Here is a 21,193-nt window from a genome sequence, read left to right as displayed (position 1 = left end):
AATTATTTCTCCTTATACAAATCCGGGTACATTCCGGTCGCAATAATTTTTATGCCATCATAGGTGCGCACGCCTGAGCTGTAAATACTGTACAGCGGCAAAGCAATCACACGTCCCTGCTGCACACAGCGAAGATGCTTGAGTGCCTTGTGCTTATTAACGCGGTCCAGCACATCCTGCTCGCGTCCGTAGTTAAATTCTGTTACCACCACAAAAATAACATCCGGATCAAGCTCTACAACCTGCTCCAGACCAATAGCGCGCTGTTTTTCAGCCAAAAGTTCACCATGCAGCTCTTTGACGATATTTCCTGCCAGCGATTTTTCGCCATAAACTGTCGGCTCCTTGCCCATGAATTCCAGCACCAGAGCACGCGGACGCTTTTTGTATGAAGCAGCCTGACTGATTGCAAAGTTAACCTCCTGCTGCATCTGCCCTACAAGCTGCTGCGCTCTTTCATTTTTGTCAAAGATTTTGCCTAAGTCTAAAATATCCTTGTATTCGTTTGCCAAAGTACGCGGTTTCGCATCAATCATAGAGGAGCGTGCGATAAAGGTGTTTACGCCGCGCTTATGCCAGAAATCAGTGGGGCGCCGCAGCACCTTCGAGGCAAACGTTGAATGCCAGCCTACAATTAAATCAGGCTTGAGCATCATGGTTGTTTCCAGGTCTAAAAGCTGCAGTCCGGTGTAAGGGATTTTGCTGTACTGCTCCTGATATTCCTTGCGGAAAAACTTTTTGTCCGGCACGCCGTTACCGGCAATAATGCGGTCACCCACACCCAAAGCCAACAGTGTTTCAATGCTGTTTTGCCAGACAGCCACCACTCGCTGCGGCGGCTTTGTATATGTCATCTGCTCAGGCTCGCCCTGAGTATTGTAATTTTCGATAGTTACGGGGTAGTGCGCAGGATTATAAGCATATTCTACCGGTTGGTTAAAGCGCAATAGCGCTTCGGGGTTTTCCTTTACCGGCAGAGTAAAGATGTTGCGTTCACAGCCGGTGAGCAACAAGCAAACGCCCAGCAGCACCCCTGTTAATATTTTTTTCATTTACTTCCTCGTTTTAGTAAGAATATGGCAAAGCACTACTGCGCCAGCAGTAGTGCTTTGCCTAAAAAGAGATAGAGTATGATGTATCAGTTAAAAGTTAGAAGCTGTATTTCATACCAACCATGATGCAACGGCCAGGCTGCGGTGCAGCGCCAGGACCATAGGTATACAAAGCAGTATTTTCATATGCCTCATTAGTAAGGTTATTCACAGTAATATAAGCTGTTAAATCTTTATTAACCTCATAGTTAAGATTCCAATCAAACACCAAGAAACTGCTACTTGTATACAACGATGTATCGCAACCGCTATATAAGTTAGCTAAAAGGCCAGTATACCATCTGCCATTTTCGTAAGAAAGGTTAGCACTATAATAATTAGCAGGACGATAGGAGTTAATTAATGCGTTAACATTATAATTCTTATCCAAGCTAATATCTGGATCAAAATCCATGCCGTTTTTAGCTTTCCATTTATCCTTCATATGTGTATAGCTGAGACCAAGATTCCAATGTTCGTCAAATTTATGGTCAGCTGTAATATTAAAGGATTTTTTGGTTTCTTTTGCGTTTACTGCTCTATTTTCATATTGAGGTACATTATTTACAATTTTCGTCATTACAGAATAGCTAGTTACAGCATTAGACATATTCGTCCAATCATAATGTACTGCAAGACTAGTTTTATCCGAAATATCTTTACGCAGGCCAAAAGTCCACACATCACCTTTTTCGTCTTCCAGCTTCATGCCGTTCCATAATTTATTATCCTGCAAGCTCAAATCGCCGGCTTTTACAGGTCTATATACCTTCGTCCAACCAAAATATGCACTCATAGTATCATCAAAAGCATATTGTGTATTAATTGTGGGAGTGATTGTAGAAGAAGAGCTATTATTAACGCTACTAGCAGAACCGTCTTCAGACGTATTATCAAAAGTTCCGTAATGTGAATATCTAATAGCAGGCGTTAAATCCCATTTATCATTAATATGTACTTTATCTTGTACGAAGCCTAAAATGCTATCACGTTCAACTATAGCGGTCTTCCATACCTTATCAGCCCTTTTATAAGAACGTGTATAGGTTTTAGCTTTATCATACGTTAATGAAGCTAACAAATCATTGACACCAACAGACTTGCCATACTGCAGCTGCACACCACGATTTTTTTCATTTCTTATTCTTGTCGGAGACATATCAAACGGTCCTTGCGTTGCCATAAAGTCCTTAAAATTAGGATTATCAGGAAAACCCCAACCTTTTTCCCAATCAGGATAAACGTCGCGCCCCCAATAATGATGATTTTGATTATAGACTCTGATGAAGCTATCCATACCGTTGTCCTTATCAAATGTAAACGTGACATCTACATCATTACTTTTGTAAGAATTATAAGAACCGCATAAAGCATCTAGCGAGAAGAAATTACGATAGCCAGGATTATCCTTCTTTGGAACTTTATTAAGATTATCTAGAGTCTGATCCCAACCTTCCTGACTCCAATACTTATAATTACGAGCAGTAATAGGATAGCCGTCTTTGCCGTTTTGGTGATCATACCATATTTTTAAATTTTGTTTTTCATTAAAATCTTTATCAACACGAAGGTTAACGCCCTCTTCTTTATAATTTGTACCTTCGTATGTATAATTATTTCCAGTTACGCCATCTTTATATTTGCTATTGCTAGCCATATTTCTATTAGCTGATACAAAATAATGCCAAGAGCCATCATTACCTGCGCTACCTGAATAGCTTAAATTATAAATATGTTTATGCCAAGAACCAGTTGCAAGATCAATAGAGCCTTTATTTTCCTGTCCGCCCTTGCGAGTAATAATATTGATTACACCACCAGTTGCATCAGCACCATATACAGAAGCACCAGGTCCTTTAATAACCTCAATTTTATCAACAGCTTCAACGCTTATAACCTGATTTAAGTCTGCCATAGTTCTGGTGCCACCATTAGTTGTACTACCAAAACGTGTACTCGTGGAATTATCAATACGACGACCATCAACCAAAATGATTACACGACTGTCGCCATTAATGGACATACTATTATTAAAAGAGTTATAGCCATATTCGCCACCACGATAACCACAATTTTGGAAGGTTACACCAGGAATACGCTTAATTGCTTCCGTTACATCCGTATAATGACGTTTTTCGATTTCTTCACGGGTAATAACCTTAACGTCACCACCGGTACGATAATAGGACTGCTCAGTAATAGTATCGCCGAACTTATTTTTAATTGCGTCAGCCTCTACTACAATTGTATCCAGGGTATAATCGTTCAAGTTTTCGTCATATGCTGCGCTTGCGCTTGCGCACAGGCCCATTACCATCATCATCGCAGCCGTAGCTGTATATCTTCTCTTCATGTTACTCATACACTTCTTTCTTAGATTGTTATGAATGTCGACAAACATTCACATATTCATTTTGAGAGCACAAAAAATGCTTTACTCATCAAAAACATTATCAGAACCGCGCACCGTTAATATACGTAAACGTATAGGTCTGCGCCGTTACCCAGTTGCCAACGCTTTCGTCAGCAAATTTGCCAAAGTTAAGATTCAGCTTACGCGAACCATTGGCAGGAATTTTGCACAGCGGAAACTTTACCGGTCTGCCGGTAAACTGCTTCTGCTCGCCATTTTTATCTGTGTAGGTCACACGCATAATAAAGTCATTCAGCTTGGTGATAGTCAAATCACTGCGCTTATTGACAAAAGTGCCTGTTACACACAGCTCACCGCCGTTAACCCATACCTTGGATGTTGTCCAGTCCAAAATCATTTTGTCACTTGATACCTCCGCAGCACCGGCAAGTGCTGGGCACATCAGCGCCAAAATTAAGGTCAGCAGCATAAATATCCTTTTCATAGCTCCTCCTTTCTCTCGTAATTCTTGAGCATACTGGGACAAAATCTATTTTCATAAAAGCATCTGACCAAGCTATCCTTGTTCCGCTTGTCAGACGTTAATATGCAAGAATAATAAATACACTTCATGCAAATATCGCAGTTAAAATAAAAGCGTCTTGCCGTTCTGTAACAGCAAGACGCACTTATCTCCGGGAAAGCACAATCCTGTCCATCGCAGGTTGTTTTAAAGGCCCTATATCAGGCAGTTCTTCTGGCTCTGCTTCACTGCCAGCCTTGTCTTCCCGGTTTCCCAGTGACTATATAAGGCCAGCTCCACATTACAGCTGCGGGACAGCACAGGTTTTGCACCTGTTTACCTATTAAGTATAAATACACCTGATACGCTTTTATTCTCTTGTTCTCTCGTTAGGTTCTTAAATTTTATAACAATATATCATGCAGTGTTTTCAGTTCCTCAAAGAGGAAAATACTTACATGTAAAGCTCTCTAAATTGTTAATTATGTATATTGGCTTTTTTCTTATTTTGCAATAACTTTAATTACATAATTAGTCACTGCTAGAATTATAGCACGTTGTCCCCCCCCGTCAAGCAAAAGTACATCGAGTACTTTTGGCTTGCAGGTACCTTTGGTACCTGATAAATCAAAAAGGACTCCGTAATTTTAGAACGAAGTCCTTAATGTTTAAAGCATTATTACATTGTAATTACACGTCAACTAACCTACAACTATATTCTTAGTCTGACGTAATATACTTGGCCAGATATCATACCGCGATACCTATTTTTCATATATTTAATTTTCTGTCAGCAAAAAGCGCTGCAGCGCCTGCTCCACAATTTTATTCAGGGAAATGTTCTTCTGTAAAGCGCAAATCGCCGCCAGCCTTACGGCCAGCGGCGTTTGCTTCTTTCCCTTATTTTTAGTTCTTTCCCTTGTTTTCCAAAAAATCTTTCCCTTATTTTGGAGGTTATCAAAGCCGGCTTATCTGTTTTTCTGGCGTCAGCCTTTAGCAAACTAATATATACAGGGGCGATTTTCTAATATATTTTCTCTTTGCCCCGTACTACCAACTGTTTACTAACCACTAAACACTATTCACTTATAACTATTAATCACTTCTCAGCGCGGTTGATAGCGCAGATAATACCACGCAACGCTGCCACGTTGATATTAGAGTGAATGCCTACACCGAAGATATGACCATTGTTTTTCTGCTTCAGCTCGATGTAACAAATGCCCTTCGCATCGGAGCCCTTGGAAATCGCATGCTCATGGTAGTTGACAAATTCGTAGCCATCAATGCCGACACTGGTAAGCGCCTGGAAGAAGGCATCGATAGGACCGTTACCAACACCGACTACGCTCTTATTTTCGCCTGCAACCGCAATTTCACCTTCAAAACGGCTGTGGATGCTGCCATCTGCTTCGTTAAGCTCGGTGAAGCGATGACGCAAAAGCTGGTACTTGCCAACAAAGTCGATGTATTCCTTGCGGAAGAGCTGCACAATCTGCTCGCTGGAAAGCTCGTCGCCGTATTCGTCAGCTGCAGCCTTAACAATATTGCCAAATTCCGGATGCATTTCCTTAGGCAGATTGTAGCCAACGGTATGCTGCAGCACGAAGGCAGCGCCGCCCTTGCCGGACTGGCTGTTAATGCGGATAACCGGCTCGTATTCACGATGAATATCCGCAGGATTAATCGGCAGATACGGTACCTCCCAGTATTCGGTACCGCTGTTTTTCATGTACTCATAGCCCTTGCGGATTGCATCCTGATGCGAACCGCTGAAAGCGGTGAAGGCCAGCTCGCCTGCATAGGGCTGACGCTCCGGTACATGCATTCGGGTGCATTCCTCGTAAACCTTTTTGATATCCAAAATGTTGGAGAAATCAAGCTCGGGATCAACATTTTGTGTAAACATGTTGAGTGCTACGGTAACAATATCAAGATTACCGGTACGCTCGCCATTGCCGAACAAGGTACCTTCGATACGGTCGGCACCGGCAAGAAGCGCCAGCTCAGCGCAGGCAACGCCGGTACCGCGGTCATTGTGCGGATGCACGCTGACTATTGCTGCTTCACGGTTTTTAATATGACGGCAGAAGTATTCAATCTGATCGGCATAGGTGTTCGGCGTACACATTTCAACAGTAGAAGGCAGATTAAGGATAATCGGGTTTTCTTTGTTAGAGCCCATTTCCTGCATTACCGCCTCGCAAATTGCCACAGAGAAATCTATTTCCGTACCGGAGAAGCTTTCCGGGGAATATTCATAACGGATATTCATACCGCTGCGGGCAACCTCTTCTTCCGTCAGCTGGCGAATAAGACGCGCGCCCTGCACAGCAATATCGGTGATACCGTCCATATCCTTGCCAAAAACAATTTTACGCTGCAGTGTTGAAGTGGAGTTGTAAAAATGGATGATAACATTCTTGGCACCGCGTACCGCTTCAAAGGTTTTGCGGATAAGCTCTTCACGCGCCTGCACCAGAACCTGTACGGTTACGTCATCGGGAATATGTCCGCCTTCAATCAAGGTACGCAGAATTTCGTATTCTGTTTCCGAAGCGGAAGGAAAGCCAACCTCGATTTCCTTAAAGCCGCAATCTACCAAAGTGTGGAAAAAGCGAATTTTTTCCGGAATACCCATCGGTGTTACCAATGCCTGGTTGCCGTCACGCAAATCAACACTGCACCATACAGGTGCTTTAGTAATCGTTTTATCAGGCCATTGACGGTCGGTAATTTTTATTTGTTCAAACGGAATATATTTTTTCTCCTGCTGCATGATTAATTTCCCCCTAGCTTTTCTTAGCGATTATAAACAAAAATCCCCGTCCCTAACCTGTGTTATTGATAACACAATTAGGGGCGGGGAACAATTCCACGCTGTACCACCCTATTTCAACAGCACTTCAGCAGCGCTGTCCTCTCAGCCTCCAACAAGGCCTTTGCCTGTAACGTGACCACACGTCCTTCCCTACATATCGGAAAGGCAACTCCGGGATCAGTATGCATATAACCATTGACATCGCTTTACACCAGCCAGCGACTCTCTTAGCCCATCCGGTCATATCTTCTTCCCTTCACCGTTTTTTTAGGGACGATATTTGATTCGTTGAATGATATTATACGCACTCTGCTTTTAATTGTCAACAATCTTTCTGAAATTTATTTTTTTACAGCAAATTTGTAACCAATGTAACAGCAATTAGTGTGCTTCTATCCACGAACACTTATCCACAGCTTATGTGTTTTACCCACAGATTATCAACAGACTTATCAACAACTGTGTATAACTTTATCTGCTGATGATGAGCTTACGCAGTAAATCAACAACAATAATGGAAGCGCCAAACAGGACGACAACGCCCCATTCATGCGCATTCAGCGGTATTGTACGCAGTACACGCCCACCAACAAAGGTCAGCAGCACCTGAATTACAACAATCAGCGCCATTACCTGTAAGAAGCCCTTATTCAGGCTGATATTCTGTAAAAGGTTCAAACCGTCAGTACGCACATTAAAGCCATTGGCAACTGCCATGAAAATGTAGGCGCAGAAGAAGCCCGTGTAGGTATAAATATGATTATCTGCATCACGGAACAGATGGTCAACCCATGCGCTCTTATAGAAGGCAATACCGACAATAGTCATATACAGGCCGCTGATAATAACGCTCGTAAGCATCTTTTTGCTGACAAGCGGCGCACTGCGGCGTTTCGGTGCCTCGCACAGATACTGCGCCAATGCCGGCTCGCCGCCGAAAGCAAGCGCAGCAAGGGTATCCATTACCAGGTTAATCCATAGAATCTGCGTAATCGTCAGCGGTTCATCAATATTGATGAATGGAGCAATAAAGTTAATTGCCACAGCCGAGAAATTAATCGTCAGCTGGAAAACAATAAATTTGCAAATAGAATTGTAAATTGTACGTCCATACAAAATTGCCTGCTTGATGCTCAGGAAATTATCGTCCATGATAACGATATCGCCTGCTTCCTTGGCAACCTCTGTACCGCTGCCCATGGCAAAGCCTACGTCAGCCTTTTTCAGTGCCGGTGAATCGTTTACACCATCACCTGTCATACCGGTTACCAAATTCAGCTCCTGTGCCAGGCGCACCAGGCGCGATTTATCCATCGGTAAAGCACGTGCCACTACACGCAGATGCGTCAGCTTAGCCTTGATTTCATCATCGCTCATCTGCGCCAGCTCGTCGGAGGTCCAGACTACGTCCTCCGCACTTTGCAGCAGACCTGCATCCTTGGCAATTGCTACCGCTGTTTCCTTGCGGTCACCGGTAATCATTACTACCTGTACGCCGGCCTGCTGTACTGCTTTAATAGCCTCTACTGCCTCCGGACGCACGTCGTCACGGATTGCTACAACACCGGCAAGCGTCAGACCCTTATCAGGCAGCGTGTCAGCCGGCACACCTTCATAGGTGCACAGTGCAAGCATTCTCATTGCCTGTCCTGCAAGCTCCAGCATTCTGTTATCCAGAGCTGCTTTTATCTCATCAGTCAACGGCAAACGCTGACCGTCATTGGACCAATACCAATCGGCAGCCAGCAGCAGCTTTTCCGGGGCACCCTTAATCAGGCAATATGCTGCGCCGCCGTCAGCGGGAGCAACCTGCGCCCAAGAATATTTATTGGCGCTGTTAAATGGAATAAAGCGCTGGCGCTGCGGCAGCTGCGGCAAACGATAGGTACCGACATAATTGTTTAACGCTGCTTCCGTCATATTACCGCCGACAATCTTGCCGTCGGTAACGGTAGATGATGTATTGATCAGAACCTGCTGACAGGTCAGCTCCTTAAGACGTGCAGGCAATGATGTGAAATCAGTAATTTCCTGTAAATCGCCGGTTAAGAAGCGTACTACCTCCAGCTGTCCTTTAGTAATAGTGCCTGTTTTATCAGTAAACAGCAGGTTCAGGCTGCCTGCTGTTTCAATTCCGACCAGCTTACGCACCAATACATGGTCATGCAGCATTTTGCGCATATTGAGCGAAGAAACTATCGCAATCATCAGCGGCAGGCCTTCCGGTACCGCCATAACAATAATAATAATCGCCAAAATTACAGCCTGCACCAAATCGGCAATTACTGTTGTCATATCAGCAAAATATGCTGCAAAGCTGCCTGCCAGATATATCTTATGCAGTATTACCGCAACTGCTATCAGCACACCGCCGGCATAACCGAATTTACTTATCTGCTCTGCCAGTCCTTTCAGCTTCAGCTTCAGCGGACTGTCGCGTTCATCATCCTTCAGCTCCTGCGTCAACTGGCCGTAAACGGAATTATCACCTATCTTTACAGCCTGCATCACAGCGGTGCCTTCTACTACAACGCTTCCACGAAACAGCTTATGTTCATCCAGAAAATCAATTTTACCGTCATCCCATTGGAACTCAGCAGGTGCAACAGTTTTTTTAGCTTCCTCGCTTTCACCGTTCAACGCTGCCTGATCCAGCTTCAGCGTTCCTTCCAGCAAAATGCCGTCCGCCGGAATTTTATCACCTGCCTCCAGGATAATGGCATCACCAACTACAACATCATCAATAGCGATTTCCTCCGGCTCGCCGTCACGCCATACCTTGCAGCGGATACGGCTAGCTTCCTCCTGCAGCTTCTGAAAGGCGTTCTCATTGCTGTATTCGGACCATGTGGAAACAAAGGTTGCCAAAATAATTGCCAAGAAAATACCTATTGTTTCAATCCAATCGCCGTGACCAAGATACACGAAAAAAGCATTTACCAGCAGCGCTACTATCAGGATGCGAATAATGGGATCCTGAAAATTCCCCAGCAGCTTGCTCCAAAAGGTTTCCCGCGGCGGCTGCGTCAACGTGTTATCACCGTACTTGCGCCGTGACTCTTCAATCTGCTCCTTGCTTAAGCCATATTTACTCATTTTCTTCCTCCTTTGACCTTACGTCTGCTACTTGTCGAAAATTGTGGTAAATCATGCAAGTACACTCTTCACCTTATATTATATATTAAAAAAGGGCGAGACAATGCTGTAAAATAAAAATATTTTACAACAAAGTCTCGCCACTTAATTACAAAGCCGGATTCTTCCGAATCGTACTGACGGCAGTGTAAACACCAGCCCTAAGGCTTGTGCCGGCTACTCCCCTTATTTAAGAAAGTACCATATTATTTTATTTAGCTTATTCAGCCCAAACAGCTTTCATCAGCTTAGGATATTCAGTGTTAAGGTGGTCAACAATAACATCGATTACTGCATGAATCATTTGCGGTACGAATTGCTCATCGGTAGAAGGAATGCAGCTTTCAATGATGATATTGCCAGCTTCATCAGCATAATATTTAAACACCTTGTAGTTTTCGTTCAGAGCATTCAAATGTGCCAGAACTGCAGCCTTGTTAGCTTCTTTAACCAGACCAGCGCCTACGCGAACCTGCAGCATTACATAGATGCTGTCGTCAATTACCAGCATAGTCGGCAGGTTTTGACCTTGGATGCCGATAGCAGAACGGAAAACAACGGGATGCATGAAGCTTTCTTCAGGAACCTCGTCTGCCTTCGGAACTTCGAATACATCGCCCCAGTTAATTTTGTTTTCTTCAAGGAATTTCTTGTAAACTTCAGCTTTCTTATTCATCATAAGACCTCGCTTTCATTGTTATAATACTATTATACACTATTATCGTTATTTGTGTACTTTTTTTATTAGTAAATATATTTGTTTTACACAAAATTCACAGCTTATTCAGCTTTTATTTTTAACGCAAATTCATAACCATACTTTTCTGCAGCTTCAAGCTCAGCCTTCTGCGGCGTCCATTTGCAGTTAAAACCGGGTTCTACAGCATCGAAGCAGCTTTTTGCAAGCAGCTCTTCCATATCCTTCTGCGCACCACCGCCCCAGCCAAAGGTACCGAAGGCTGCAGCTTTTTTACCTTTAGCGCCGAGTCCTTTAAGATAAATCAGCAGGGAACCCATATTCGGCAGCATGCTGCAATTAAGAGTTGAAGAGCCTGCCAAAAAACCGGAGGCAGTAAAGAGCTCTGCTGCTACCGTACTGTTAGGTGTAGCGCCCATTTTAAATACTTTAACAACAATGCCGGCATTAGCTGCACCACGCGCAATCGCCCGCGCCAACTTTTCTGTACCGCCCCACATGCTGTCATAAGCAATAACAAGACTGCCGTCCTGTACACCGCTGCCCCATTCGCTGTAGCAGCGCAGGATATCGGAAATACGCTCGGTCCAGATTACACCATGGGAAGGCGCAATCATTTTAATATCAAGACCGCCAAGCTTTTTCAGCGCATTGCCAATCAGCTTGGCATAAGGCCAGAGAATGTTGGCAAAATACTTTTTAGCTTCGTAGAACACCTCGTCTTGATTTACTTCACAGTCAAAGCGCTTACTGGTAGCATAATGCTGACCAAAGGCATCATTAGAGAAAAGTATTTTATCATACTCACTATAAGTAGCCATGCTATCGGGCCAATGCAGCATTGCCATAGAAGCGAATGTTAAAGTGCGCTTACCGATATTTAAGGTTGCTCCGTCCTTAACGACCTCAAAATTAAAAATATCTCCATAATGCTGAAGCGCCTCGTTTTTACCTTGCATCGTAATATAGAACTTTGCTTTGGGGCAAGCCTTGGCCAACGCAGGCATAGCACCGGAATGGTCAGGCTCAACATGGTTGATGACAATATAGTCAATGGAATCCAACGGTGTTACCTTGCTGATATTAGCAAGCAGCTCTTCGGTAAAGGGTGCTTTAACAGTATCAATCAAGGTTATCTTTTCATCCATAATCAGATAAGAGTTATAGGTTGCACCTCTCTCTGTTTTGTAACCGTGAAAATCACGCACAGCCCAATCCTGAACACCAACGTCATAAATATTTTCTGCAATTTGCAATGGCAGCATAAGAAAACCTCCTTATAATTTTTCAAGAGTAACTTGACGAGTTGATTTATTTAAGCGTAAAACAAGCTCGTGATATTTATTCAGCGTACTGCGATGACCGACACTGACAACAGTAGTCTGCTGTAAACGCTCCTGTAGCAGGCTGTACATAGTCGCCTCAGTGACTTCATCCAAAGCAGAGGTTGCTTCATCCAGGAAAAGCCACTGTGGCTGCTGGATATGGGCACGTACAAAGGCCAAACGCTGCTGCTCACCGACAGAAAGCACATGGCTCCAGTCAGCCTCCAAATCAAGTTTATCCTTAAGATAACCAATCTGGCACAAATCCATCAGATAAATCAATTCAGTATCATCTATCGGTTTATTTCCCGGGTAATTAAGCGCAGCACGCAGTGTACCTAATGGCAGATAAGGCTTCTGCGGAATAAACATCAGCTTATCACGTGACGGAAGAAAGATTTTGCCGTCGACGAAGGGCCAGATACCGGAGATAGCACGCAGCAAGGTACTTTTACCGCTGCCGCTGACACCCTTAATCAAAACATTATGCCCCGGATGCAGTGTAAAGCTGATATTTTCCAGAAGCGGCTTTCCGTCCGGCAGATTTATCTGCATATCGTTAACCTCGACCACATCGGCAGCAGCAAAGCGTTCCACATGAAAGCGTTCAGCCTGCTGTGAAACCTCATGCATATGATGCCCAAAATAAGTTAAACGCATGACAACAGCCTGCCATTGAGCAATGCTGCTGTACATATCAACAAAATAAGAAAGTGAATCCTGCACGCGGCCAAAAGCACTGGCAACCTGCATCAGTCCGCCTAGTGTTACTTCTTTCGTAAGATAACGGTTCATGGCTACAACAAAGGGAAAAATGATAGCGATTTGAGAATAACCGGAATTTAAAAAGACAAGCTGTTTTTGCTTATTAACCAGCTTCCAGAAGTTATCAAGAAGCATTTTAAAGCGTAGCTTAAATACACTGCCTTCCTGCGCTTCACCGCGATAGAAAGCAACGCTTTCCGCACTTTCACGCAGGCGAATCATACTGAAACGGAAATCCGCTTCATATTTCTGTTGGATGAAGTTGATTTTTACCAGCTTGCGGCCAACAATGTGGGTAATGTAGGTACCAATTACAGAATATAGCAGTGATGCCCACAACATATAACCATTAATCGTCCATGTTTTACCCATAAAGGTAAAGCTAAGACTGCCGGAAAGATTGTATAAAATGACAACAAAGGATGCAAACGTGCAAAACGCCTTGAGGATGCCTATACCAAAGCTCAAGGTCATTTCAACAAACTGTCGCACGTCCTCACTGATACGTTGGTCAGGGTTATCCGTATCCTTACCGAACATCTGCAGATTGTAGTAGGTTTTGTTTTGCAGCCAGATGTCGATAAAACGCGTTGTCAGCCAACGACGCCAATTCAAAATCAATGTCTGCTGCAGATAATATGAGTATACTGCCAATAAGATATAAATAGCAGCTAACCACGAAAAATGAATGAGTTCATCAAAAATCTTCTTTGCATCATAATTTTGCAATGCGCTGTAAAAGCTGTTGTTCCACTGGTTAAGCAGAACAAGCATATAAACCACGCCAAGTGTAAGTGCTATAATACAGCCTAATAAAAAGAAAGCCTTTTTCTTTTCTTCCGACTGCCAGTAGCTTTTAGTAAGATACCAGACATCCCTGAAAAACTGTCTGGTCAAGTTAAATCGTTGCATATACTCAAGACTCCTCTGATAAAGAAATGCTATTCAATTCTTGAACAGTTCCTTTTTATTATACTATAAATATTAGCCTAAGAGTATCGCCAACAATAAAATTTACATTTTAGATACAAAAAAGAGCTCACACTAATGTGTGAGCTCATGAAGTTAGCTAATGATTATTTGCCAACAGGACCGATCATAGCCAGCATGGTACCTGCAGCAACTGCAGTACCAATAACGCCTGCTACGTTAGGACCCATAGCGTGCATCAGCAGGAAGTTAGCCGGGTTAGCTTTCTGACCAACTTTTTGAGATACACGAGCAGCCATAGGAACTGCGGAAACGCCAGCGGAACCAATCAACGGGTTGGTCTTGCCACCGTCTACAATGCACATGATCTTACCGAAGATAACGCCGGCAGCAGTACCAGCTACGAATGCAACCAGACCCAGAACGATGATCAGCAGAGTCTTAGCGTTCAGGAAAGACTCAGCGCTCATGGTCAGACCAGTACCGGTAGCCAGCATGATGGTTACGGTGTTCATCAGAGCGTTTTGTGCGGTGTCGGACAGACGATCCAGGCAGCCAGCTTCTTTGAACAGGTTACCCAGCATCAGCATACCAATCAGAGCGGTTACGGAAGGTAACAGCAGAGAAATAACGATGGTGCACATGATCGGGAAAGCAACCTTTTCAAAGTGAGAAACCGGACGCAGCTGTTGCATAACGATCTTACGATCTGCTTCAGTAGTGAACAGTTTCATGATAGGAGGCTGAATCAGCGGAACCAGAGACATGTAGGAGTAAGCAGCAACTGCGATTGCACCTAACAGCTGAGGAGCCATTTTAGCAGCCAAGTAGATGGAAGTCGGGCCGTCAGCACCACCGATGATGCCGATAGCAGCAGCTTCTTGTACGGTGAAGCCAAGCAGCATAGCGCCCAGCAGAGCTACGAATACACCGCCCTGTGCAGCAGCGCCCAGGAGCAGGGTTTTCGGGTTAGCCAGCAGAGGACCAAAGTCGGTCATAGCGCCTACGCCCAAGAAGATCAACGGCGGGAATACTTCGTGGTGAATACCATACATGATAACGGACATAACACCAGGTTCTTCGAAACCGTTTTTAGGAATGTTAGCCAGAATACAACCGAATGCGATCGGGGACAGCAGCAAAGGCTCAAAACCTTTACCAATAGCCATATAAAGCAGAACCAGACCTACAACGATCATGATTACGTGACCGCCTGTCAGTGCAGAGAAACCGGAATCTGCCCATACGGAAGACAAAGCAACGAGAAATGCTTCCATTTAATATCCTCCCAATTTTCAATTTGTGGAAGGGGCTCTGCGAAAAGCCCCCTCCAAAGATCAAGGGTATTTAAGACTTACTGATATTGCGAACTATCGAGTAAGAATTAGAGAACGATCATAACGTCGCCGGTAGCAACAGTTTGACCTGCGGAAACGCGAACGTCGGAAACAGTGCCATCAGCCGGAGCCATGATTTCGTTTTGCATTTTCATAGCTTCCAGAATCAGCAGAACGTCGCCGGATTTAACAGCGTCGCCAGCTTTTACGTTAACGGACAGAACTTTGCCCGGCATAGGAGCGGAAACGGTGGTTGCACCAGCAGCAACCGGAGCAGCAGCTTTCGGAGCCGGAGCCGGAGCAGCTTTCGGAGCCGGAGCAGCAGCCGGAGCCGGAGCAGCTTTCGGAGCAGCTTTCGGAGCGGAAGCAACAACGCCTGCTTCTTCAACTTCAACTTCGTATGCGGTACCATTTACGGTGATAGTATACTTTTTCATGGATATAATCCTCCTTAAAATCTCGTTTTTTAATTAAAATTGCAAACTATATGCATTAGAAGCATTCTTTACGAACGCTAATAGCTTCAACACGACTGCTTACAGTCCATGCAGATTTAGCATCAATACGACGTACGCAAGCGATTTGGTCTGCGCTAACGCCGCAAGCTGCTACTGCTGCAGCGATAACAGCGATAATTTCGCTATCATCTTGAGCTGCTGCAACCGGAGCTGCAGCGGGAGCTGCTGCCGGTGTAGGAGCTACTGCCGGTTTAGCAACTTTTTTTTTAGTCGGATCGATAACTTGGAGTAAGTTCATCAATATGCCCAGAGCGATCAGTACGCCGAATACGATGGTCATATTGATTAAAGCAATCAACCAAGGATTAGTAGTAACAGGACCCATTTATTTCACCTCATCTTATCTTAAAATAGGTTGTTTAAGCACTAAGCAACTGCTTGTGAATTACAAAGGAATGTTGCCGTGGCGTTTTGCCGGACGGGTTTCGCGTTTGCTTTCCAGCATTTGCAGAGCGTTGATGATGGTGGGACGAGTATTTTTCGGTTCGATAACCATGTCAACCATGCCGCGCATTGCTGCTTGGTACGGAGTAGCGAAGTTGTCGATGTACTCTTTAGTCTTAGCTTCAACATCAGGATCTTTACGGAAGATGATGTTAGCAGCACCAGCAGGACCCATAACTGCGATTTCAGCGGTCGGCCATGCGATAACTTGGTCAGCGCCCAGGTCTTGAGAGCACATTGCCAGGTAGGAACCGCCGTAAGCTTTACGGGTAACCAGAGTGATTTTAGGAACAGTTGCTTCAGAGTAAGCATACAGCATCTTAGCGCCGTGACGGATAATGCCGCCGTATTCTTGGTTGCAGCCAGGCAGGAAGCCAGGAACGTCAACCAGGTTCAGCAGAGGAATGCCGAAAGCGTCGCAGAAGCGGATGAAACGAGCGGATTTATCGGAAGCGTTGATATCCAGGCAGCCAGCCATAACTTTCGGTTGGTTAGCAATGATACCTACGGTTTGACCATCCATACGAGCGAAGCAAGTGATGATGTTGGTTGCCCAGTATTTTTGGTTTTCATAGAATTCGCCGTTATCTACGATAGATCTGATTACATCATACATATCGTAAGCTTGGTTGGAGTTGTCCGGCAGCAGAGTGTTCAGGCTGTCGTCGGTACGCATCGGGTCATCACCAGTCTCTACGATCGGAGCACCTTCAACGTTGTTGGAAGGCAGGAAGGAGAGCAGGTAACGGATTTGTTGCAGGCAGTCTTCGTCGTTTTCAGCAGCGAAGTGAGCAACACCGGAAGTGCTGTTGTGGGTCATAGCGCCACCCAGTTGTTCTTGGGTTACATCTTCACCGGTAACGGATTTAACTACTGCAGGGCCAGTAATGAACATTTTGGAAGTGTTCTTTACCATGTAGATGAAGTCGGTCAGTGCCGGGCTGTATACAGCGCCGCCAGCGGAAGGACCCATAATTGCAGAGATCTGAGGAACTACGCCGGAAGCAATGGTGTTCTCGAAGAAGATTTTACCATAGCCAGCCAGAGCGTCGATAGCTTCTTGGATACGAGCACCGCCGGAATCGTTCAAGCCAACCAGCGGAGCACCCATTTTCAGTGCCAGGCGTTGTACTTTAACGATTTTAGCAGCATGCATTTCGCCGAGGGAGCCACCTTCAACGGTGAAGTCCTGTGCGAATACATAAACCAGACGGCCATCGATGGTGCCGTAACCGGTGGTTACGCCTTCACCAGGCAGTTCTTTCTTTTCTTGACCGAAGTTGTAGCAACGATGACGTACAAAACGGTCGAGTTCTACGAAGGAACCTTCGTCGAGGAGAGCAGCGATTCTTTCACGAGCAGTCATTTTGCCGGATTCATGTTGTTTTGCAACACGTTTTTCGCCACCAGCAGCCAGAATTACTTCGGCTTTTTTGAGCATTTTCTCAATTTTTTCTTGAGTAGACAAATCTTACACCTCCATCATTATTGGGAGAACAAATTTATACACAGATGCTGAAGATATATCACTTGTATATCTCCAGCATTATGTAGCTTAAATTATGGGACCTTAAATCGCCCTGAATCTACGCAGCTAATAAATTAGTCTTTGTAGGTTGCAGCCGGTTGGCACAGCTCGAGCAGCAGGCCAGCGGATTTCGGATGAACGAAAGCGATTTTCATGTTGCCAGCACCATTACGAGGAGCTTTGTCGATCATACGAACGCCAGCTTCGGTCAGGTCAGCGATAGCAGCTTTGATGTCATCAACACGCAGAGCCATATGTTGGATGCCAGGGCCGTTTTTAGCAACGTATTTGCCGATAGGACCATCGTTGTTTTCAGTGATATCAACAAGGAGCTCAATCAGGGTTTCGCCGCAGGGAACAAATACGGTAGCAACACCTTGTTCTTTAACTTCTTCAGTACCAGTAGCTTTCAGGCCCAGTACCTCAGTGTAAATTTTTGCAGCTTCTTCCAAGGTACCAGCGCAAGCGATACCTACATGGTCAACACAAATAGTTTTGAATGCCATAATAAATTCCTCCTAAAATTGTTTTTTTGGCGGTTTATTTTAAAACCTTGCCAACAATATCATCAACGACAGAGTACGGCTCAATCTCACGGGATTGCATTTTTACAACTAAGTTGTCAAATTCATCCGTTTGAATGACGTTCTTGTCGATGTAGCGATTTACATGGTCATTAAGCATAGCGGTAACCTCGTTTTTAATACGAGCTTTACGGATATCGTTTAATTTACCACTCTCAATCAAATATGCCTTGTGAGCCTCAATAGAGTCCACAACAGCCTCTATACCTTCACCCTTGCTGGCAATGGTCCTGTTAATCGGAGGACGCCAGCCAACATGTTCGGGATTTAATTCGAGCATCATCTCAATCTCAATGTTGAGCTTGTCTGTACCTTCACGATCAGCTTTGTTAATCGTGAACAGGTCACCGATTTCAAGTATACCTGCTTTAATAGCCTGGATATCGTCGCCCATGCCAGGAATTACTACTACCATAGTAGTATCTGCGGTCTTTACAATGTCAACCTCAGATTGTCCTACGCCTACGGTTTCAACGATAATTACATCCATGCCGAAAGCATCCATTAATTTAACAGCGTCACCTGCTTTTTGGGACAGGCCGCCAAGACTGCCGCGAGTTGCCATAGAGCGTACAAAAATGCCCTCGTCTGCGGTCAGATCCATCATTCTGATACGGTCGCCTAAAATAGCGCCGCCAGAATACGGGCTAGTGGGGTCAATTGCTACGATACCTACGGTCTTGCCGCGTTTACGGTATTCCTTAGCCAATTTATCAGTCAGAGTACTTTTACCAGCACCCGGAGGGCCAGTGATACCAATTACATAAGCATTACCAGTATGAGGATAAATTTCTGTCATAATTTTGACAGCATCATCGTATTCATTTTCAACAGCAGTGATTGCTTTAGATAATGCAAGACGAGAATGATTTAATAACTTATCTACTATTTCCATAATTCACACCGCCTTGTTTTGGATAGTGAATATTTTATAAGGCAAGCCGGGACAAACCCGGCTTGCTTTAAGGGATAAAATTATTTTACGTTAGCGTTGATGAAATCAACAATTTTGCTGGTCGGGGTGCCCGGAGTGAATACTTCAGCAATGCCAGCAGCTTTCAGGCCAGGGATGTCAGCGTCAGGAATAACGCCGCCGCCGATAACCAGAACGTCGGTCAGGCCTTTTTCTTTCAGCAGTTCAACTACTTTCGGGAAAAGGGTGTTGTGAGCGCCGGACAGCAAGGACAGTGCAACAACGTTTACGTCGTCTTGCAGAGCAGCTTCAGCGATTTGTTCCGGAGTCAGACGGATACCGGTGTAGATAACTTCAAAACCAGCGTCGCGCAGAGCACGAGCTACAACTTTAGCACCGCGGTCATGGCCATCCAGACCCGGTTTAGCAACTAAAACTTTAACGTTAGCCATTATAGTTTACCTCCGTATATTGGTTGTGTTTACAAATTAGAGAGTGGTATGAGGTTGGTATTCACCGAATACTTTTCTCATAACGCCGCAGATTTCGCCTTCGGTTGCGTATGCACGAACTGCATCCAGAATCAGAGGCATCAGGTTTACATTTTCATCTGCGCAGCCAGCTTCCAAAGCAGCCAGTGCTTTTTCTACAGCAGCGTTGTCACGGCGAGCTTTCAGAGCAGCAATCTTTTCAGCTTGCAGCTTGCCTACAGAACCGTCTACGCGCAGCAGGTTTTTCGGAGCTTCTTCTTCTTGAGTGAATTTGTTAACGCCAACGATGATACGGTCGCCTTTTTCGATTTCCATCTGCCATTTGTAAGCAGAGTCTTGGATTTCTTTTTGGATGTAGCCTTTAGCGATAGCTTCAGGAGCGCCACCGATTTCGTCAATTTTCTTAATGTATTCCCAAGCTTCAGCTTCGATCTTGTCGGTCAGAGCTTCTACATAGTAGGAGCCGCCCAACGGATCAACGGTGTCAGCCAGGCCGGATTCGTAAGCAACGATTTGTTGGGTACGCAGAGCGATGGTTACAGACTCAGTGGTCGGCAGTGCCAAAGCTTCGTCCTTGGAGTTGGTGTGCAGGGATTGAGTACCACCCATTACAGCAGCAGCAGTTTGCAGAGCAACACGAACGATGTTGTTGTTCGGTTGTTGAGCGGTCAGCATGGAGCCAGCGGTTTGGGTATGTACACGCAGCATCATGGATTTCGGTTTTTTAGCACCGAAACGCTCTTTCATAACTTTGGACCATACACGACGGGAAGCACGGAATTTAGCAACTTCTTCGAGTACGTTGTTATGAGCATTCCAGAAGAAGGACAGACGGCCTGCAAATGCGTCAACGTCCAGACCAGCTTTGATAGCAGCTTCTACATAAGCGATACCATCAGCAATGGTGAATGCGATTTCCTGAGAAGCGGTGGAACCAGCTTCACGGATATGGTAACCGGAGATGGAAATGGTGTTCCACAGCGGTACGTTCTTGGAGCAATATTCAAAAATGTTGGTGATCAAACGCATGGACGGTTTCGGCGGGAAAATGTAAGTGCCGCGAGCAGCATACTCTTTCAGAATATCGTTCTGAATGGTGCCACGCAGTTTGTCAGCGGAAACGCCTTGTTTCTCAGCTACTGCAATGTACATAGCCAGCAGTACGGAAGCAGGAGCGTTGATGGTCATAGAAGTGGATACTTTATCCAGGGAAATTTGGTCAAACAGGATTTCCATGTCAGCCAGGGAGTCGATAGCTACGCCTACTTTACCAACTTCGCCTTCAGCCATCGGATCGGTGGAATCATAACCGATCTGGGTCGGCAGGTCGAATGCGCAGGACAGGCCAGAACCACCGTTTGCCAGCAGGTAACGATAACGTTTGTTGGATTCTTCAGCGGTGGAGAAACCAGCATACATACGCATGGTCCAGAAACGGCCACGATACATGGTCGGTTGAACACCACGGGTGTAAGGATATTCACCGGGGAAGCCCAGTTTAGTCATGTAGTCAAAGTTTTCACCAAGATCTACCGGGGTGTACAGTCTGTTAGGAACCAGGTTTGCGCGTTCAGGGTTTTTTACCAGTTTAGCTTCAACTTCAGCATGATATTTCTCTAAACCGGCTTTAATTTCTTCAAATGCCATTCTCAAATCCTCCTTAAAATATTTGTGTTTCATATTTCGGATTGGACGGTTCCGAAATGATGGTGAGAGTGTTCCGTCTATGACGGCTATA

Annotated in this window: 16 protein-coding genes, 1 riboswitch and 1 other annotated feature; all 16 genes read right to left on the bottom strand. The window is 44.9% G+C overall.

Annotated features, from left to right (window positions below; translation table 11 throughout):
• Nucleotides 1-2: 2 nt before the first annotated feature.
• Nucleotides 3-1,052 carry an ABC transporter substrate-binding protein gene (locus tag RDW05_RS05365; protein ID WP_307978118.1) on the bottom strand — a complete coding sequence of 350 codons (1,050 nt, stop codon included), beginning with the start codon at nucleotides 1,050-1,052 and terminating at the stop codon, nucleotides 3-5.
• Between the two features lie 97 nt (nucleotides 1,053-1,149).
• Entirely contained in the window at nucleotides 1,150-3,414 is a 2,265-nt protein-coding gene (locus RDW05_RS05360) for a TonB-dependent receptor (RefSeq protein WP_307978117.1), read from the bottom strand.
• 130 nt (nucleotides 3,415-3,544) lie between these two features.
• The gene (locus RDW05_RS05355; protein WP_293852601.1) at nucleotides 3,545-3,949 is read right to left on the bottom strand and encodes a hypothetical protein; all 405 of its coding nucleotides are present in this window, start codon (nucleotides 3,947-3,949) and stop codon (nucleotides 3,545-3,547) included.
• A gap of 224 nt (nucleotides 3,950-4,173) precedes the next feature.
• Nucleotides 4,174-4,345: riboswitch (cobalamin riboswitch) on the bottom strand.
• Between the two features lie 721 nt (nucleotides 4,346-5,066).
• A complete protein-coding gene (gene leuA / locus RDW05_RS05350) occupies nucleotides 5,067-6,746 on the bottom strand; it encodes a 2-isopropylmalate synthase (protein ID WP_307978116.1) in 1,680 nt (559 codons plus the stop codon).
• A 76-nt stretch (nucleotides 6,747-6,822) separates the two neighbouring features.
• Nucleotides 6,823-7,057 (bottom strand) — a binding site (T-box leader).
• 202 nt (nucleotides 7,058-7,259) lie between these two features.
• Entirely contained in the window at nucleotides 7,260-9,884 is a 2,625-nt protein-coding gene (locus RDW05_RS05345; RefSeq protein ID WP_307978115.1) for a calcium-translocating P-type ATPase, PMCA-type, read from the bottom strand.
• A 259-nt stretch (nucleotides 9,885-10,143) separates the two neighbouring features.
• Nucleotides 10,144-10,602, bottom strand: a complete 459-nt coding sequence (locus RDW05_RS05340) for a YbjN domain-containing protein (protein ID WP_293389607.1) — start codon at nucleotides 10,600-10,602, stop codon at nucleotides 10,144-10,146.
• 101 nt (nucleotides 10,603-10,703) lie between these two features.
• Entirely contained in the window at nucleotides 10,704-11,885 is a 1,182-nt protein-coding gene (locus RDW05_RS05335) for an FprA family A-type flavoprotein (RefSeq protein WP_307978114.1), read from the bottom strand.
• Nucleotides 11,886-11,897: 12 nt separating this feature from the next.
• Nucleotides 11,898-13,622 (bottom strand): ABC transporter ATP-binding protein/permease, encoded by a 1,725-nt coding sequence (locus RDW05_RS05330; RefSeq protein WP_307978113.1) that lies wholly within the window; start codon nucleotides 13,620-13,622, stop codon nucleotides 11,898-11,900.
• A gap of 164 nt (nucleotides 13,623-13,786) precedes the next feature.
• Nucleotides 13,787-14,917 carry a sodium ion-translocating decarboxylase subunit beta gene (locus RDW05_RS05325; RefSeq protein WP_293722729.1) on the bottom strand — a complete coding sequence of 377 codons (1,131 nt, stop codon included), beginning with the start codon at nucleotides 14,915-14,917 and terminating at the stop codon, nucleotides 13,787-13,789.
• Between the two features lie 107 nt (nucleotides 14,918-15,024).
• A complete protein-coding gene (locus RDW05_RS05320) occupies nucleotides 15,025-15,414 on the bottom strand; it encodes a biotin/lipoyl-containing protein (protein ID WP_021719200.1) in 390 nt (129 codons plus the stop codon).
• 55 nt (nucleotides 15,415-15,469) lie between these two features.
• Nucleotides 15,470-15,820: an OadG family protein gene (locus RDW05_RS05315; RefSeq protein WP_021719201.1), complete on the bottom strand. Its 351-nt coding sequence runs from the start codon at nucleotides 15,818-15,820 to the stop codon at nucleotides 15,470-15,472.
• A 60-nt stretch (nucleotides 15,821-15,880) separates the two neighbouring features.
• Nucleotides 15,881-17,380, bottom strand: a complete 1,500-nt coding sequence (locus RDW05_RS05310; protein WP_210685480.1) for a carboxyl transferase domain-containing protein — start codon at nucleotides 17,378-17,380, stop codon at nucleotides 15,881-15,883.
• 161 nt (nucleotides 17,381-17,541) lie between these two features.
• On the bottom strand, nucleotides 17,542-17,973 hold the full coding sequence (gene mce, locus RDW05_RS05305; RefSeq protein WP_293722727.1) for a methylmalonyl-CoA epimerase: 432 nt from the start codon (nucleotides 17,971-17,973) through the stop codon (nucleotides 17,542-17,544).
• 34 nt (nucleotides 17,974-18,007) lie between these two features.
• Entirely contained in the window at nucleotides 18,008-18,946 is a 939-nt protein-coding gene (meaB, locus tag RDW05_RS05300; RefSeq protein ID WP_009145656.1) for a methylmalonyl Co-A mutase-associated GTPase MeaB, read from the bottom strand.
• Between the two features lie 80 nt (nucleotides 18,947-19,026).
• Entirely contained in the window at nucleotides 19,027-19,416 is a 390-nt protein-coding gene (locus tag RDW05_RS05295; RefSeq protein WP_293690592.1) for a cobalamin B12-binding domain-containing protein, read from the bottom strand.
• Nucleotides 19,417-19,452: 36 nt separating this feature from the next.
• Nucleotides 19,453-21,102 carry a methylmalonyl-CoA mutase gene (locus tag RDW05_RS05290; RefSeq protein WP_293690594.1) on the bottom strand — a complete coding sequence of 550 codons (1,650 nt, stop codon included), beginning with the start codon at nucleotides 21,100-21,102 and terminating at the stop codon, nucleotides 19,453-19,455.
• Nucleotides 21,103-21,193: the final 91 nt, after the last annotated feature.

This window comes from uncultured Phascolarctobacterium sp. (genome assembly GCF_902463975.1).
In the GTDB taxonomy this organism is placed as follows: domain Bacteria; phylum Bacillota; class Negativicutes; order Acidaminococcales; family Acidaminococcaceae; genus Phascolarctobacterium_A.
This window is presented reverse-complemented; position numbering and strand designations above follow the sequence as displayed.